The organism is Muribaculum gordoncarteri (genome assembly GCF_004803695.1).
In the GTDB taxonomy this organism is placed as follows: Bacteria; Bacteroidota; Bacteroidia; order Bacteroidales; family Muribaculaceae; genus Muribaculum; species Muribaculum gordoncarteri.
The window spans coordinates 1,910,620-1,927,633 of sequence record NZ_CP039393.1 but is presented as its reverse complement, the minus strand read 5'-3'; the positions used below and the strand labels follow the sequence as shown (position 1 = coordinate 1,927,633).

The 17,014-nt window shown below is 46.5% G+C and carries 21 protein-coding genes and 1 tRNA gene; 5 read left to right on the top strand and 17 right to left on the bottom strand.

The features are described 5' to 3' along the window. Positions 1-22 precede the first annotated feature (22 nt). From E7746_RS08555 to E7746_RS08520, 10 genes are all read right to left on the bottom strand, one after another. The gene (locus E7746_RS08555; protein ID WP_135472750.1) at positions 23-694 is read right to left on the bottom strand and encodes a hypothetical protein; all 672 of its coding nucleotides are present in this window, start codon (positions 692-694) and stop codon (positions 23-25) included. A 17-nt stretch (positions 695-711) separates the two neighbouring features. Next, a complete protein-coding gene (locus E7746_RS08550) occupies positions 712-1,065 on the bottom strand; it encodes a hypothetical protein (protein ID WP_135472751.1) in 354 nt (117 codons plus the stop codon). Then, positions 1,052-1,720 (bottom strand): hypothetical protein, encoded by a 669-nt coding sequence (locus tag E7746_RS08545; RefSeq protein ID WP_135472752.1) that lies wholly within the window; start codon positions 1,718-1,720, stop codon positions 1,052-1,054. The genes E7746_RS08550 and E7746_RS08545 overlap by 14 nt, the downstream gene beginning before the upstream one ends. Positions 1,721-1,727: 7 nt before the next feature. Further along, positions 1,728-1,856: a hypothetical protein gene (locus tag E7746_RS15330; RefSeq protein WP_262709693.1), complete on the bottom strand. Its 129-nt coding sequence runs from the start codon at positions 1,854-1,856 to the stop codon at positions 1,728-1,730. 144 nt (positions 1,857-2,000) lie between these two features. Continuing rightward, complete coding sequence (locus E7746_RS08540) at positions 2,001-2,477, bottom strand: hypothetical protein (protein WP_135472753.1); 477 nt, start codon at positions 2,475-2,477, stop codon at positions 2,001-2,003. Between the two features lie 49 nt (positions 2,478-2,526). Next, a complete protein-coding gene (locus tag E7746_RS15125) occupies positions 2,527-2,703 on the bottom strand; it encodes a hypothetical protein (RefSeq protein ID WP_168184342.1) in 177 nt (58 codons plus the stop codon). After that, a complete protein-coding gene (locus tag E7746_RS08535; protein WP_238337160.1) occupies positions 2,703-3,560 on the bottom strand; it encodes a hypothetical protein in 858 nt (285 codons plus the stop codon). Before E7746_RS08535 ends, E7746_RS15125 begins: the two co-directional genes overlap by 1 nt. Positions 3,561-3,565: 5 nt before the next feature. Beyond that, positions 3,566-4,513, bottom strand: a complete 948-nt coding sequence (locus E7746_RS15280) for a hypothetical protein (protein ID WP_238337159.1) — start codon at positions 4,511-4,513, stop codon at positions 3,566-3,568. Between the two features lie 2 nt (positions 4,514-4,515). Beyond that, entirely contained in the window at positions 4,516-5,268 is a 753-nt protein-coding gene (locus tag E7746_RS08525) for an energy transducer TonB (protein WP_168184341.1), read from the bottom strand. A gap of 32 nt (positions 5,269-5,300) precedes the next feature. Then, positions 5,301-5,921: a radical SAM protein gene (locus tag E7746_RS08520; protein ID WP_135472756.1), complete on the bottom strand. Its 621-nt coding sequence runs from the start codon at positions 5,919-5,921 to the stop codon at positions 5,301-5,303. Between the two features lie 553 nt (positions 5,922-6,474). Between E7746_RS08520 and E7746_RS08515 the strand changes: the two genes are divergently transcribed. The 4 genes from E7746_RS08515 to E7746_RS08490 all read left to right on the top strand — a co-directional run bounded on the left by E7746_RS08515 (position 6,475) and on the right by E7746_RS08490 (position 10,834). Beyond that, positions 6,475-7,878: a mobilization protein gene (locus E7746_RS08515; protein ID WP_123486818.1), complete on the top strand. Its 1,404-nt coding sequence runs from the start codon at positions 6,475-6,477 to the stop codon at positions 7,876-7,878. 414 nt (positions 7,879-8,292) lie between these two features. Next, the gene (locus tag E7746_RS08500; RefSeq protein ID WP_065538229.1) at positions 8,293-9,432 is read left to right on the top strand and encodes a DNA alkylation repair protein; all 1,140 of its coding nucleotides are present in this window, start codon (positions 8,293-8,295) and stop codon (positions 9,430-9,432) included. 90 nt (positions 9,433-9,522) lie between these two features. After that, a complete protein-coding gene (locus E7746_RS08495) occupies positions 9,523-9,894 on the top strand; it encodes an ISAon1 family transposase N-terminal region protein (protein WP_136410542.1) in 372 nt (123 codons plus the stop codon). After that, entirely contained in the window at positions 9,884-10,834 is a 951-nt protein-coding gene (locus E7746_RS08490) for an ISAon1 family transposase (protein ID WP_238337158.1), read from the top strand. Before E7746_RS08495 ends, E7746_RS08490 begins: the two co-directional genes overlap by 11 nt. Positions 10,835-11,064: 230 nt before the next feature. Here the strand turns inward: E7746_RS08490 and E7746_RS08485 are convergent. Then, positions 11,065-11,149: transfer RNA gene (locus E7746_RS08485), tRNA-Ser, on the bottom strand. 175 nt (positions 11,150-11,324) lie between these two features. Here E7746_RS08485 and E7746_RS08480 point away from each other — a divergent pair. Further along, the gene (locus E7746_RS08480; RefSeq protein ID WP_136410541.1) at positions 11,325-12,386 is read left to right on the top strand and encodes a hypothetical protein; all 1,062 of its coding nucleotides are present in this window, start codon (positions 11,325-11,327) and stop codon (positions 12,384-12,386) included. 53 nt (positions 12,387-12,439) lie between these two features. Here the strand turns inward: E7746_RS08480 and E7746_RS08475 are convergent, their stop codons facing one another. The 6 genes from E7746_RS08475 to E7746_RS08450 all read right to left on the bottom strand — a co-directional run bounded on the left by E7746_RS08475 (position 12,440) and on the right by E7746_RS08450 (position 16,993). Further along, complete coding sequence (locus tag E7746_RS08475) at positions 12,440-13,030, bottom strand: Maf family nucleotide pyrophosphatase (protein WP_123396468.1); 591 nt, start codon at positions 13,028-13,030, stop codon at positions 12,440-12,442. Between the two features lie 19 nt (positions 13,031-13,049). Then, positions 13,050-13,574: a KdsC family phosphatase gene (locus E7746_RS08470; RefSeq protein WP_136410540.1), complete on the bottom strand. Its 525-nt coding sequence runs from the start codon at positions 13,572-13,574 to the stop codon at positions 13,050-13,052. After that, positions 13,571-14,368: a Rossmann-like and DUF2520 domain-containing protein gene (locus E7746_RS08465; protein WP_136410539.1), complete on the bottom strand. Its 798-nt coding sequence runs from the start codon at positions 14,366-14,368 to the stop codon at positions 13,571-13,573. The genes E7746_RS08470 and E7746_RS08465 overlap by 4 nt, the downstream gene beginning before the upstream one ends. Continuing rightward, positions 14,353-14,889 carry a nitroreductase family protein gene (locus E7746_RS08460; protein WP_123396471.1) on the bottom strand — a complete coding sequence of 179 codons (537 nt, stop codon included), beginning with the start codon at positions 14,887-14,889 and terminating at the stop codon, positions 14,353-14,355. The genes E7746_RS08465 and E7746_RS08460 overlap by 16 nt, the downstream gene beginning before the upstream one ends. Before the next feature lie 36 nt (positions 14,890-14,925). Then, the gene (locus E7746_RS08455; RefSeq protein ID WP_262709692.1) at positions 14,926-15,885 is read right to left on the bottom strand and encodes an HU domain-containing protein; all 960 of its coding nucleotides are present in this window, start codon (positions 15,883-15,885) and stop codon (positions 14,926-14,928) included. Positions 15,886-16,036: 151 nt separating this feature from the next. Next, positions 16,037-16,993 (bottom strand): peptidoglycan DD-metalloendopeptidase family protein, encoded by a 957-nt coding sequence (locus E7746_RS08450; protein WP_136410537.1) that lies wholly within the window; start codon positions 16,991-16,993, stop codon positions 16,037-16,039. Positions 16,994-17,014: the final 21 nt, after the last annotated feature.

Genomic DNA, 17,014 nt, shown 5'->3' with positions numbered 1-17,014 from the left:
AGTATCATCGCTTATTTTCTGTTCAGTAATCAAGTTCAGTTCCCTTGTTATAATCTTCCAAATACTCCGAGTATCTGTCATCACTTGGGAGTACTATTGTGAAATTTTCATATAGTTCACCGTAACCTTCGGGAAGAATCTCAAATACAATCAATCTCTCATCCGACAATTTAACAATGTAATTAGCAAGTCCTGTTGTTGCGCGAATATTAATAATAGTGCCTGTATTTATTTCGCTATTGTCGTATTTATCATGCTTTGCATCATCAATGACAACTTGATAAAAAAGACTATTTTTATAACAGATTGCTGTTTTGTCGTTTCTGACAAAATAGGCTTCCATACGTTCAATGCCATTATTTTCAGTAAATACTCCAAGGCGGCAGTAAGTTTTCTCAAAAGTGAAGGGCAATGTAATTTTTCCGACTGAAATAATTTTGATAGGCGAAGGGTTAGTCTTGTTCGTTCCTTTCCGCCATAGACAAATGAACAGGGCAAGTGCGATGATATAATTGAGAAGAAGAGCTATTGATAGAGAATTTGTCCTCTGATACAATCTCTCAATCTCATCCGGCCAATAAAGGTCTAATGCTATATATTTCAAATCCACATAGGTATTGGCACATAAGAGCAATTCGCAAATGCCAATCGCTCCAAAGGTTATAACACCTAATATTTTATGCCACTTTTTCATAATCGTAACGCTAAAAACTAAAATGGATATATTAAAGTGTCTTGTTCCCACTGTTCAAGTGTCGCTTTTGCGGTAAGGGAATGTATATCCTCTCTTTGTGAAATCTCTTTGAGAACTGGAACCGCGATTTTGGGAGATTTCGGCAGCAAACCATATGCGGCAAACATTCTTACACCTACATTAGAATCAGACAACAATGCTTCCAATTCATTCATTTTTCCTAATTCCTTGAGATATTTAAGAATCTGAATAATCCGGTCAAAGGCATTGTTGCCTTTTTTATAATCGCCACTCTCCGTTGATGCAACTTGAGCAGCCGCAGCCATACGAAAGGCGGTCAATGCTTTGCTGATGTTGTCAGTCAGTTTCATTATTCAATGTGCAAGAGATTAAATCAGTTGGTTCGATCGACAAACCGGTATAATTGGACTTGATTAACTCATCCGCTAATCGTTCAGATATAACGATTGTACTGTCGAATGGAAACGGAAAGAACAAATCCCAAATTATGCTTCTATCTCTTAATGTGAGCGAATCAAATGTTACGCCAAAAGCCCCAGTCTTATCCTGTGATTTTAATTGCTGATATTGGCTGAAAGACTCCAGAGCAATAGAATCTTGTGGAATAGTCCACTCTGTCCTGATGAATGATGATTTTTTGTAGTCTATTAAATCCACGAAAGGAAGTCCGTATAGATGTAACCACAAGTATTCCCTAATATCTTTATTGGCGTCAATTAAAGCTGGAAAAACCTGATACGGCATGACATTGAAAAGCCTGATACAGTCATATAATTCAGGAGATATAAGCATATCACACCCAGGTCCGGCTGTCGTGGAGATATAGTCTGACATAATAGCCCCCTTTTTTAATTTGAATTTCAAATCGGGATTACATAATAGTTTATTCCACGGACTTATTTGAGATGCCGTGAAAGGACAAAGACAATCTACTTGTGGGTATTTCTTGCCTATCCTCAGGTCATGTGACAGCTTATAATATTTCATTGATATAACATTCTTCATATTTATACTATTTGGCTATTAGAATCAGAATCACTGCGAAAACGAGGAATCCAAGAAAGCCGTTGGCGAGGTTGTTGTCGGCATGGTCTATGTTATTGAAATCTTCCGACCCATAGCGGATTTGCCTGTATGTCACTTTTTGTCCGCGACGGAACAACCACAACCACCATACCGAAGCCCGGCTCCGATATGAAGAATCGCCGAACCGAACCATGAACGGATAAATATTTCAGCAATCAATTCCATTAAAGTTTCCATTATTTCATCTCATTTTCGTTAATTATACATAACTACTTAATTCTTGCTTTAAGTCTAAAACAAGTTGTTCAATATTAGTATCCAATCTATTCTTCTCGATGACATCTTTTAGTCCTTCGATTTTTGAAATGATAGATGACACTAAGATACATTTTCTTTGGGCATCGGAATATTGAAAAAAATCACTTTCAATGATTATTGAAATCCCAATGGCCTTTTCCCGTTTGCGATAGTTCTCAATATCTCTGATATGCACTCGTTCATAATCACAGGGCAAAACGTAAAATTGGAAAAGAATCCGTTTTAGATCTTGTCCATAATCTGAATATTGGATATTCTTTAGATAACGGTCTAATCCCGCTTCGCCCCAAATATAGGAACGAAACATATCACCTTTTTTAATTGCTTCGTCTTTTATTTGTTCCGAGACATCTGCAACCAGCGATGGGTAGGAAACGAAGCATGCGAATATATTTGTATCAGTCTGCTGTCTCATCATTTTTGCGATTCCTTTCTTTTACTTACTTCGAGATTGTACCAGATTTGTTTCATCGCTTGCCTCCTTTCCTGTTGATAAGCCAAAGGATGCCGCCCCAAAACAGCACGTTTGCACTGACCAATAAGATATTGGTCAACGTGTCGGGCGAGTCGAAGCAGAATATAAGGCTGAACATGAATAAGAACACGACAACCGCCGAGGCTATGAATTTACCAATCTGATCCATTATTTGCTATTTCTATTTTCTAATCTTTTTATGAATGCTTTTACCACTTTAGGTGATAATTCGCCGATAGAATCTTGTGTAAATTTCAATCGTGGTACTATAAGATAGCCATCAGGAGTCTTTACAGCTATACAATCACCCTGATCTTCAATATCATAAGATGCAGAACCTCCGTAAGTTACTTGCTTTTCAAAGTAGCTTATTTCGACAAAATCGTCAGGGAAAACGAATGCTCCGCAAGATTGCGATATCAATAATGGCTGTAATTGATATAAGCTGTCTATTAGTGCTGTTATTTCCTTGGCATGATTATGGTATTTGGCTGAATCAATCGGCAAAACCCATGTAGCAGGCGATACCCCACGCTCCAGTCCATACATGAAGCCTTTCTGTGCGTCGACTTTAAAGCATTCAATTTTCACATTATCATAATCATTAATCCGGACGGATTTCGACATGGGGCGAATAAATAGGCCCTCTTTTTTCCCTAAACCATAGTGCGGGGCGGCCATCATTAAACCTCGTGTGTGATAGAGAACGTAATCTCCATCCTCTGCATCTATATAATGCCTTCCGACATAAAAGAGCAATGGCAGTGCAATGACAGCCGGAATGAGCGAGAACCAGAAATCTATTCTCAACCACCATTTCAGTAATCCCGGCTTTTCAAGTCCTCGGCTGGCTGGGAGAGCGAGCAATCCAAGAATATAGCCTCCAACCATCATCCAGTTGAGCAAATTCCATCGCCACATAACGCCACTATTTGTCACATTTATCATCACTACGATAATAGGCAGGAGCGCAATCTGTACCCACATCATCCACAGGACTATCTTATATCGGAGAGAATCGGACATAGCGGCTATTTCTTTTTATTTTTGAACTTGATAGTTTTCTTAGCGTTGCGTTGGGGATATTTGACCTTGATTGTCACCGGGTCGTCGTAACCCTCGGCTTCTATGCGGAATGTCGCTTCTTTAAGAGGCTTGCCGTCTTTGTCTTGAAGTGCCCAATCATAAATCCACTCTATTCTAATCGCAGTGTCATTATCATATTGATGATCGGATGATAGCGATTCATAATCTTCGCTACCATTTTCATCAGTAAAAACTTTATAAACATCTATTTCAGATGGATTAATCGCATTGCCCTTTTCATCGACAAAATATAAATCAAGCATCCCCCCAGGCTTAGCCGGTTCTTTGGCTACAACACCTTCTATTTCACCTATAAAATAATCTGCTTGCTCCAGCGTAACATTCATTGGAGTTTCAAGGTCATTCACATATATAGTACGTGGTTTGTATCCGATATATGAGAATTTTATCGAATCGCCCAAGCATGCCTCGATTTGAAAATTACCATCAATGTCAGTGCTAATTGATTTCTTAGTATTAATATTTTGGATGACAGTGCCTATCAAAACCTCGTGTTCTCCTTTAGACTCGCCCGGCTTTGTCCAGATTCCAGTAACACGACCCTTTATTAATGCTGCTCCAATCCGCGATTGAACTGAGACACTATCCGTTGAGAATTGTGTATCACATTGTATCTGAGCCTGCATAGATGACGGCATGAGCATGGTGAGGAATGTCGCCGAGATTCCGGCAAGGGCTATGGCTTTTCCGGCAAGGGAGCGGATGCGGAGCTGTTGCTCCAAATAGCGCACCTCTGCTTCACATTTGGGGCAAGTGCCGAGGCAGTCGCCCTTATAGCGGCATTCCGATGTCACGAACTCAATCCCGTTGGCATCTGCTATCTGTCGGCGTATCTCTTTCAGAATCTTGCAGGTCTGCTTTCCTCGTGCCATAGTCAATCTGTAGGTAATTTGAATGTTATAGGAAGAACCATGTATGTGTTGACTTTCTTGCCATTGAGTGTGCCTGGAGTGAAATCCGGAAATAGCCGGACTACACGCAACGCCTCACGGACGAGAGCTGAATCCTTGCCTCTTAAAATCTCCGGCTCGCAAACCCGTCCCAATGTATCTACATAGAATTTTACAACCACACGACCTTGAATCCCCTCTTTTAATTGTTCTTCGGGATATTTCAGATGTTGGTTTATAAAATGCAACATTTCAACATTTCCTCCGGGAAATTCCGGCATTCGCTCAACACAGCTATAAACACCCTTCTCATCCGGATCTGCAGGGGGATAGTCAGGTACTGCCCCTGGGATTGGAACACTGGCAATCTCGCCCTCTTTGATGACAGACAAATCCCGTGACACAGACATCGTATCTTCCGGCTGTTCACCTTCTTCATCGATGCTATCCATTGCCTCTGTTTGCTCAATGGGAGCCACCGGTTCACCTTGCAAAGTTTCGTTTGACAGATTCGATGATTTGCCGTTACATCCCGACATAAGCATTATGCCAGCCGAGATTCCTGCAAGGGCAACTGCTTTTCCGGCGAGTGAGCGGACACGAAGATGTTGCTCCAAATATCGTACTTCGGCTTCGCATTTGGGACACGTACCGAGACAGTCGCCTTTGTAGCGACATTCCGATGTAACTAACTCAATCTCGTTTGCCTCGGCAATCTGCCGGCGAATCTCTTTCAAGATTTTGCAAGTCTGTTTTCCTCGTACCATAGTCAATGTCTGCGTATTTGGTAGGTGAATAAATCGAAGTTGTTGAAACCGAGGGCCTCAAGTCTGGAACAGCTTGCCGTGCGGTCGGTTTCTGTGTTGAAATCAGGTATCAACGGTAAGCGGATTATGCAGTCCTTTTGTCTCCCCGAATCAGCTATCAGCCGGAGATTGTCAAGAACAAGGTCGTTTGATTGTCCGGTGTAGCTGTTGTATATCGCGGGGTTCATATCCTTGATGTCGATAATCAGGGTGTTTACCACCGGGAGCAGAGCCTCGACATTAGCAGACGGCACGTTGAGTGATGTCTCCAGATTGAGTTGCCATGAGGGACCACACAGTTCGCGGAACTCACGAATAAACTGCGGACGCAGACATGGCTCGCCGCCTCCGAAAGTCACGCCTCCGTTTGTGGCGATGAAATAAAGTTCGTCAATGCTCGTTTCGGCATACAATTCCTCCGACGAATACTCGCGGAAATGTCCAGCATCGCCCAGCGACTGCGGGTTCAGGCAATATCGACAATTGAGAGGACAGCCATGAAAGGCAACAAGCGTAGTAACACCATCGCCATCAGTTGAGAGGCGATGCCGTGATATTCCGATTATTTTTACCCGTTGTTTCATGTAACCAATTACCTTAAGTTACACAAAATTACGCATTTTACTTGAAAGAATTGCGATTTTGGTACGGAAATAATTTAAGAACTAACGATTTGATGATTTAGATTATGGGTAAGACTATAAAACAGTCCATTGTGAACGCAAGCACCCGTTTATAAATACATCATGGAATTATTCCAAATTCCATTTTTTATCCCTACTTTTGTAAGTGAAAAGCACACTATTCTTCTATACGTCACGCATACGCAGATAAAAATTATTTCTGTTACCTATTCGTTGCTTAACAACATACAAATCTGTTTATACAGCTATAAATCAATAATGTAATATTGCACATTGGTTAGTGGCCCACTATAACTACACGCTCCGCTTCCGTAGTTGTGGGCTCTCCCGAGGGGATTAGGGCTTTGCCCTAATGACCCACTCAGGGCGTTTCACCCCTGAGAACCCCGAGCAAAGAGTGACCCTCTCTTTGCAATCTCCGCTTATGGGTTACCCCTAAGAACCCCGTTACGGAAGCGGACAAAGTAATCTAATGTAAACAAAAAAAGAAGCTATGGCAACAAAATCAAGCATACACATAAAGCCTTGCAACATCGCATCGAGTGAGGCGCATAACCGAAGGACTGACGAGTATATACGAAACATCGGGGTGTCCAAAATCTATGTTGTGTCCGAACTTTCTGCCGACAACGAACAATGGATAAACCCGAACTTCGGCACTCCCGAACTGCAAACGCACTATGACAATATCAAACGGATGGTCAAGGAAAAGACCGGACGTGCCATGCAGGAAAAAGAACGGGAACGCAAAGGAAAGAATGGTAAAATAATCAAGGTGGCAGGATGTTCACCTATCCGTGAGGGAGTGTTGCTCATCAGAGCGGACACCACATTGGCAGATGTGCGTGAATTTGGCGAAGAGTGCCAAAGACGCTGGGGCATCACGCCACTCCAAATATTCCTGCATAAGGACGAAGGACATTGGCTGGGTGAAAAACCTGACGCAGAAGACAAAGAGAGTTTTCAAGTGGGTGAAAAATGGTTTAAGCCGAATTATCATGCCCATATTGTTTTTGACTGGATGAACCACGATACAGGAAAGAGCCGTAAACTCAATGACGAGGATATGGCAAAAATGCAGACTTTGGCATCAGACATTCTAATGATGGAACGTGGGCAATCAAAAAATGTTACTGGCAAAGAACATCTGGAACGCAATGACTTCATCATTGAAAAACAGAAAGCCGAACTGCAACGCATAGATGCTGCAAAGCGGCATAAAGAACAACAGGTGGAACTTGCCGAACAGGAACTCAAACAGGTAAAATCGGAGATACGCACCGACAAGCTCAAAAGCGCAGCCACCGATGCTGCCACAGCCATAGCAAGCGGTGTAGGTTCTCTTTTCGGCAGCGGAAAACTGAAAGAGCTGGAGCATAGCAATGTGGAACTGCATCAGGAGATTGCCAAACGGAACAAAAGCATTGACGATTTAAAAGTCCGTATGCAACAGATGCAGGAACAGCATGGCAAACAGATTCGTAATCTTCAAGGAATACACAATCAGGAACTTGAAGCCAAAGACAAGGAAATATCACGGCTGAATACCTTGCTTGAAAAGGCTTTCAAGTGGTTTCCGATGCTCAGGGAGATGTTGAGAATGGAAAAATTGTGTGCTGCCATCGGCTTCACCAAAGAAATGATAGAGAGCCTCCTGACCAAGAAAGAGGCTATCAGGTGCAATGGCAGGATTTATTCCGAAGAACACAGACGGAAGTTTGACATCAAGAATGATATTTTCAAGGTGGAAAAGAATCCAACCGATGATAGCAAACTGATACTGACCATAAACAAGCAGTCGATGGACGAATGGTTCAAAGAACAGTGGAATAAATTACGGCAAAGTTTACGACAGTCAGCGGAAGAGCCAAGAAAAAATAGAGGATTCAAGCTATAATTCCGCTCTATATAATCCAAAACATCAATAAAATAACTAATTTTGCATTCGGATAGGGGCAACTCTTTCCAAGAAATAAGAAAATAAGAAGCGTTATGCTCTCTTGTAAGTCGAGAACGTAGGAAATTCACCAGTGTACTGGGATTGCATAGTGGTTCTCACGCATACAGCATGGGCTGCTACCTCTACATCTGTACACAAGGTTTCCTACGACTTTCGACTTCGAGTGTTGCATCAGTAGTTTGTGCTTCTGCATTTATAAATCGCTCCATCGTGCTATGGAGCATTGTATTATTTTGTAGATGAAGAATATCGAAGCAGATAAAGAACTCATAGCGGCATCGGAATCAAGGATATAAAGGACTATGAAATTGAAATCAACATCGAAAATGGTATAGTAGTAAGATAAAAGTAATGGCAGAATCTTTTAAAAATATGTTTGATAAGCCATTCTTTGGAAGGTTTGTCAACGACTTGTCTCTTGTTCTCCAGAACATGAGTGTAGACAAGTTTGTAACTTTAGTTATGGATGAAGAATGGGAGAACAGAGGTTATAAGCAGCGGATTGCACACATAACTACTGTTCTGCACAAGTTTATGCCAACCGAGTATAAAGAAGCTGTTGCGAAAATCTTTAAATTATTAGACTGTGTAAAAGTTAGACTGCTCGATTTTTCAAAGATAGACGATAAAAATTTCAATTTGCTGACATTAGAATATGGGGTTATTTTGGACCATTATGTGGAGCGATATGGAATAGAGGACTATGAGACATCAGTGAAAGCCATTGAGCGAATTACGCAATTCACGACTTGCGAATTTGTGACCCATGCCTTTATTGTGAAATATCAAGATGAAATGATGAAACAGATGTTGGCTTGGTCAAAACATCCGCACTGGGGGGTAAGGAGGCTTGCATCGGAAGGGTGCAGACCTCGTCTGCCGTGGGCGATGTCATTGCCTAAATTAAAAGAAAATCCAGCTCCCATCATTCCGATTATGGAAAATCTGAAAAACGATCCATCCAGGTTTGTAAGGTTGAGTGTTGCCAATAACCTGAACGATATTTCAAAGGATAATCCACAAATCGTAATTGCTTTGGCTAAAAAATGGAAAGGGCAATCAGAGAATATTGATTGGGTTATCAAGCATGGATGCCGAACATTGCTTAAGCAGGGGAATCACGAGATATTGAACCTGTTTGGACTGAGTTTGAATGACAATATCAGCATAGGTGACTTTAAGATTCTTACAAAAAGAATAAAAATGGGTGATTCTGTTGAATTTTGTTTTAATCTAAACAATTATAATACGGAAAAACGGACAATAAGATTGGAATACGGAATCTATTATCGGAAAATGAATGGAGAGATGACGAGGAAAGTCTATAAAATCAGTGAGAAGGAATACAAAGGAAACTCCATTACGGAAGTCAATAGGAAACATTCGTTTCGCCCCATAACGACAAGAACTTTTTATCCCGGCATTCATCAGATTGCTGTTATATTCAATGGATGTGAATCGGGAAAATGTGAATTTGAACTTGTTGAATGACAGTTTTTAATAGTTGAGATTAATCCGTAAATTCCGGGTCAAGCCGAAATGCCGGTGCATGAATTTTTGGAAAAGTGTTAAATTTGCGGTATGAAAACCGCAGATGCATTTTGGCAATTCCTGCCTGAAGGATTGGACGAACTGTTTGAGATGGTCAAGTTTGAAAAGACAGACCAGTCCTACGACATATGGCTTGACGAGAAGAAGAAACTGTCGGATGAGGATTTCCGCAATCCGAACATTGTTGCACGTGGATACACGGATTACGTTACAGTCCAGGACTATCCGATGCGCGGCAGACCGGTGTTCCTGCACATGCGCAAGAACAAATGGTGGGACAAAAAGACCAACGAGATATTCTCATATAACCTGGAACTGCCCAACGAGGAGAGGACACGACTCAGCACCGAGTTCGTGGCTTTTTTAAAAGACGAAGGTGGAGACGACGGCATTGTCGATTAAGCATATAGCGCAGATGTACTGCGTCAACGGCAAATATTTTGCCGAACAGTATCGCAACAGGATAAGCGGTTATACCGAATGGCGTGAGGCCGAACTCGGTTGCGGCTTCTACTTCAACGCTAACAATATCGGCCCGTACATGAGTCTTGACGAAACCTGCCTGAGCAACGGCGAGGTATGGACTTTCCTCACGAACAAGGACGGACACGGTGGCCGTGGGACGCTGGCGGCGGCCATACCCGGCACAAAGAGCGATGAGATAACCACAATCCTCATCGGAGCCATGGGTAAATCGGTCAGACGCAGGGTAAAAGAAGTGACCTGCGATCTCTCGCCCTCGATGATGCTGATAGCCGCCGAGGTATTCTACAACGCCCACGTCGTTAACGACCGCTTCCATGTGCAGCAGGTCTATAACGAGGCTGTCGACGAAATTCGCATAGACATACGCCGACAGCTCATTGCCGAAGACAACAGCCGTGACAAATCAGAGACCCCAATTACATATTCCAACGGCGAGACCATGCGCCAGATCCTTGCCCGCAGCAAGCACACCCTGATGATGTCGCAGAACAAATGGACTGACATACAGCGTCATCGCGCAAACATTCTGTTCAAACACTATCCGATACTGAAAGCTGCATACCATCTGGCTATGGAACTGCGCCAAATCTTCAACGCAAAGATATCACCCACCAAAGCAATGGGTCGGATGAACAAGTGGTATGAAAAAGTAATGGCATTGGGCAACAACAACTTCCGCTCTGTCATCAAGACGTTCAGGAACCACGCCCCGACTATCCTCAATTATTTCCGACGTCGCGCAACTAATGCCTCGGCCGAAGTCTTCAACTCCAAAGTGAAAATCTTCCGCTCGCAGATGCGCGGCGTAAGAGACCGTGACTTCTTCATATTCCGACTCGTCAAGCTCTATGCATGAGCTTTAACGTTCCAACTCTCGAATTTTAACAAATGCACCGGCATTTCGGCTTGACCCTAAATTCCCCGTTATATCCAAGAAAAAACAAGTGGTTTGCACGTTAAAAGGGAGGTTTTCCACTTACCTTCCCATACTATCAATCTTAAAGAATACAAAAACACCCAATTTTACATTCTTGGGTGTAAAATTGGGTGTTTGCTTTGCAATTTGCTGATTTTCAGCGTTTATTGCGGAGAGAGAGGGATTCGAACCCCCGGAGGTGTGACCCTCAACGGTTTTCAAGACCGCCGCAATCGACCACTCTGCCATCTCTCCAAATGGATGTCGTTATTTACGGGTGCAAAGTTATGGCTTTATTGTGAGATTACCAAATATTTTGACGGTTTTATTTTGCGGCAGGGGCTAAATTCATGTTGAAATGCACATTTGGCATCTTTTCGACGGCGTGAATGGGGCGATGATTGGATAATTATCCATAACTTTGCCGGCGATGAAGAAGGTGTATTTGTTCAATCCTGAAAATGACATAGCCCTCGGATACGGGAAGAATACGTTCTCGCTGTCGCCGACGGTGCAGGCGCTGTGTCGCGACGGTGCCGTGTTGCCGTTGTGGTACTGTGACCGCAACGATTGCATAGTGGCGTCGGATGTGCCTTCAGCGTGGCTTGACGAAATGGAGCGTATGTTTGGCGTCAAGGCCGTGACGGGTCGTGACGATATGTCAGGATACAAGGGCGCTCCGTGGGGATGGTCGCATCATTCGCGTAAGGTGCTTTCGGGATATGGTGCCGAGGTGCCCGGCATTGACCGTATTGAGCGGATAAGGGAATTGAGCCACAGGCGCATTTCGGCCGATGTAATGACCCGACTGGGGCGTGAGGTCGATTTTGAGCTTCCTCCCGTTCCGGTAGAAGCCGTCGATGTCGACGCGGTCAAGGAGTGCTTGTCGCGTTACGGCTCGATTTTCGTGAAGTCGCCTTGGTCGAGCAGCGGGCGAGGGGTGATTCATGTCGATGCCTGGAGCCGCAGTGTCGAGCAGCGGGTAGGTGCCATGTTGCGCCGACAGGGCAGTGTGATGTGCGAGAAGGCTCTCGACAAGACACGTGACTTTGCAATGCTTTTCCATGCCGCCGACGGTGTCGTGAAGTGGACAGGCTATTCGCTGTTCTTCAATCATGAAGGCGCGGCCTATTCGGGAAATGTGATTGCCGACGATGATGCGATTGAGCAGGTGCTTGTAGATTCGGGTGCCGACAGGGCGCATCTGCACGCCTTGTCTTCAGCGCTTGGCAGGGTGATGACGGCAATTATCGGTGATGACTATGAGGGATATTTAGGCGTCGATATGATGGTGACGCGCTCGGGCATGATTGCGCCATGTGTCGAGGTGAATCTGCGAATGACCATGGGCGTGGTGGCATGGTTGTGGGGCCGGCGGTTTCTTGCGCCCGGCAGTGTGGCGCGTTATACGGTTGGCCCGTGGGAGCATGCAATCCAGCCGGAAATGCGGTTGTCAGCGATCGCAGACTTGTCGAGGGTGCATTGTCGCTGAATCCGATAGGCGACAATACAATCTTTTCGTTCAGGATTGAAGCATATAGAGGGTCAGAACTCTCTCAGCTCATTGTATAGCCGGTGAAGCGGCAGTCCCATTACGTTATAGTAGCTTCCCGAGATTGATTTTACGCCTATGGCTCCTATCCACTCCTGGATTCCGTAGGCTCCGGCTTTGTCAAGCGGCGAATAGCGGTCGACATAGTAGCGTATCTCCTCGTCGGAAAGGCGGGCAAACTCCACCGTGGTTTCCACGGCGAAAGTGCGGGTGCGTTCAGTTGTGGCGAGTGTGACACCTGTCATTACGGTGTGACTGTGGCCCGACAGCTTGCGGAGCATCTCCACAGCTTCATCGGCCGAGTGCGGCTTGCCAAGAATCTCGCCGTCGGTTATCACAACCGTATCGGCTGTTATTACCAACATTCCTTCACGAAGTGTCTTCCTGTAGGCGTCGCCTTTCTTCTTGGCGATGTAAGGCGCCACCTCGTTGGTTGGAAGGTCGTGGGGATAGCTTTCATCCACATCGATTGTTTCGGCAATTGAAAACTGTAGGCCGAGCATTCCCAACAGCTCGCGTCGTCGCGGTGACTTGCTCGCAAGCCTTATGTCGTAGCGTGACAGGTTGTGTAGCGGTGATTGCATGAGCGATAGTTTAGAGTCGTTACCATCCGAAAGCCTTGGCCGATGTCATCCATTTGCCTTGAGCCCTCATGATCTCCTCAAGCAGGTCGCGGGCCACTCCGTAGCCTCCGTTAACCGGCGAGATGTAGTCGGCTATCGATTTGATGTCGACAGCCGCGTCAAGCGGAGCCACTGCGAGGCCGGCGTGCTGCATCACCTCGTAGTCGGGAATGTCGTCACCCACATAGGCCACCTCTTCGCTGAGCAGGCCGTTGGCATCCATCCATTGCTTCAGCACATCTATCTTCTTGCCGGCCTTCATGTATATGTCGGTTATGCCGAGTCCGTTGAAGCGGGCTTTTATCGCCGAGGAGTAGCCTCCGGTTATTATGGCTATCTTGTAGCCGAGCTTTACGGCAAGCTGCAGGGCATATCCGTCCTTGATGTTGACCATGCGCGAGGGCATTCCTTCGCTGTCCATGGGTATTGTCGAGGGCGACAGAACTCCGTCGACATCGAAAACGATGCCCTTTATGCGTTCCAAGTCGTAGTTTATCTTGCTCATGATTGATAGTCGGTGGTGTTGTGGTGATATTCGTTCATGATGTCGGTTGACAGTGTTTCGTAGAGCTTGTGCTTCACTCCCGACAGCATGCTCAGATGCTTTTTAATTATGTCGACATCGCCTCGGCGTGCCGGGCCTGTCTGTCCGTCGTGGGGCGACATTGTCAGTGTCTTGTCGAGGGTGGCTTTTATGAGCGGATGCATGACGCTGAAGTCGGCACCGATGGATTCGAGTATGTCGGACGACTGTGCCCACATGTAGTTGGTGAAGTTGCAGGCAAACACTGCCGCGATGTGCAGCTTTACGCGGTTGGCACTCGACACTTCGAGCACCTTGTGCGATAGCGACGAGGCGAGCTCGCGTATGGCGCGGGTGACATCGCCGTTGCATCCCTCGATGAAAAACGGCACTTCGGTCATGTCGACATCGGCATCCTTGGAGAATGTCTGCATGGGGTAGAGCACTCCGTAACTGTCGACAATGCCGTCAAAGACTTTCATGTCGACCGAGCCCGATGTGTGGAGCCACAATCCCTTGCGGCCGGCGACCGATGCGGCCAGCGACGCTATGGCATCGTCCTTGATGGTGATGATGTATATGTCGGCGTCAAGGTCGTCAAGGTCGGCAACCGCGGTTGCCCCCACGGCTGAAGCGAGTCGTGACGCGCTTTCGTAGTGGTGATTGTAGATCGACAGCTTGTAGCCGGCTCTCGTGACGGCCTTGGCGAGGTGTGTCGCCACATTGCCCGAACCGATGACGGCTATGCGTGGGGAGTGGCTTAGCGTTCGGTCCATGTGCCAATGTGAACCTTTTCCCACTGCAGCTTGTCGACTGCCTGGGGCTTGCGTTCTTCGGCTTTATGGCCTAATGTTATTATGCACACGGGTATGATTGAATCGGGCATTTCGAGCAGGTTCTGCACATATACCTCCGATTCAAGATCGGTTTCGGTAAAGCGTCCTTTTACCTGAATCCAGCAGGAACCCAGACCGAGGTCCTCGGCCTGCAGCTGAATGTAGGTTGCGGCTATTGAGGCGTCCTCAATCCACGGTTCGGTGATTTTTGCGTCGACGGCCACCACGATTGCGAGTGCGCATCCGGCTACGGGGCCGGCTCCGCTTACCTTGCACTTGCTCAGCAGTTCAAGCTGCTTCGAGTCCTCGACTACGACAAAGTGCCATGCGCGGCTGCTCTTGGAGGTGGGCGCCATGAGCGCGGCCTCAAGTATGGTTTTTACATCTTCGGGTGAAATTTCTTCGGGGGTGTATCGGCGTATACTGCGTCGATTAACGATTAAGTCATGAAAATCCTTCATAGCGGATCGGGGATGTATAGGTTTTTGTTTTGGATTCTATCGCTTGCACACCCAGGCATCGGGGTATCGGTCGCCGTATCCGTTGGCGCCAAGCTTGTTGAAAGCGTCGGAGTAGGTAGCGCCTGTTGCGATGTAGACACGGTAGCGGCCTCCCGATTCCAGAACCGACAGTGAATCGCGGTCGGCGCTGTGGGCGATGTATTCGTCGGCGGCCTTGCGTGTAGGCAGCGATGCGACTACAAGGAAGTAGCGCATGGGCTTGGCTGCGGCCGTAGTGACGGCGGGCTGCTGTGTCGTGGTGACGGCGGGGGTGAATGTGCCGCGTGATGTTGCAGGGTCGGGAAGGGCTATCGACAGTTCGATGTCGGGTGACGGCACTGTGTAGACCGGGGCGGTCTTGGTGACATTCATCGTAGTCGCAATCCCGGCATAGTTGGCCTCGTCCTGTATTATCGGGGTCGAAAGCATGAATCCGAGTCCGATGAGGAGTGCTATCGAAGCTACGATTTTGAGTATGTTGCGGCTCACGGGGACATAGTAGACCGATGCCGACTCGTTGCGCTTCTTCAGCGTTTCGGCCAGGTCGACCGCCTTTACGGCAATGAGTCCGGTGTAGTCGGGGGCGGTGTTGGTGGCTGTAGCCGGCTCAAACACTATCGAGCCTTCATCGTTGCGGCTGAATGAACCGAGTCGACCGAATGTTATCGACTCGCCCGATTCAAGAGCGTGACGCATTGCATTGACCTCATCGGCAATGAGGGCCGACGCGTTGTCGTAGGTGATGCCGTTGCCACGGGCTATCGACGATGTGAGCAGTCCGTCGCTATGGGTGAGCGACGCGTTGAAGCCTACTGTGCGACATGGCGGGAATATGCAGCCAAACTCGCTGTCGACGCGTGCCGGCTGATAATTGGCTATAAAAGCTCCCCAACCGGGCACTGTCACGCAGTCGTGCCTCAGTATCAAGTACTCAATATGTCGGATTAGTACATTCACAATACAAAGGTAATTACTTCGATTCACATTTCAAAACGTTATTTATACAATTTGCGGCCGATTTCGTTCATTGTGTCGGTCATAATGCAGCAACGGCCACTCGAGAGAGTGGCCGTTGCTGCGTAGTTTGTGACTATTGCGCGTAAGGGATTTACTTCACTTTGAGAGTTTTCCCTATTGATAGTTTCGTGTTTCGTGTTATGCCGTTGAGCTTGCAAAGCCTGTCGACGGTTGTGCCGTTGCGCGAGGCGATTTTTGACAGGGTGTCGCCTTTGCGTACACGGTAGGTGGCCGATGCCGTGACTTTGCTCGATTTCGATGAGCTTGCTTTAGCCTTTGCGCTTCGGGGCGAGTAGTCGCGAGCCTCCTGATAGTTGTTTTTGTTGAATGTGAACTCGTCGGTGTGGGTGGTGTGATTCTCGAAGTCGAAAATCGCAGCCGGGTTTATGGCGATTCCCATGTAGCGGGTTTCAAAGTGCAAGTGAGGCCCTGTAGATCGTCCGGTGTTACCGCCAAGTGCGATTGGGTCGCCGGCCTTTACGTATTGGTCGGGCTTAACGAGGAATTTTGAGAGGTGGCCGTAAACTGTTTCAAGGCCGTTGGGGTGGCGAACGATGACATAGAGTCCGTATCCTTTTCTGCGGCCCTGGTTGCGAGTGAGTCGAACCTTGCCGTCAAATGCTGCGCGAATCGTGTCGCCTATCTGTACTTTCAAGTCGATGCCTTTGTGCATTCGGCGGAAACGCCTGCGATAACCGTAGGGCGATGTCACGTAGCCCATGGTGGGCATGCAGAAGTTGCGTACATCGATTACCTTGGTATCGGGAATTACTGCATTGGTGTAGCAGTTTACCGCCTGGCTGTCCCATCCCTCGACATAGATATCCTCTTCGGGCTCCTCTTCCTCACGGAACAAAACATCCATGTAGTCGAGAGTTTCTTTAAGCTTTATCTGTTCAGCGATGTTCTCTTGTGAAGCGATGAGGTCCTTGTGCTCCGACTTGTGAAAGTCGGGAAGCTTGTAGTCCTCGATCTGGGCATTTGCGGTAAATAAAGATGCTAAGGCTAATGTAGTTGCTGCTGTTATTTTTGTTAAGGAAAATTGCATTACAAAAATTGATGTTCTTGA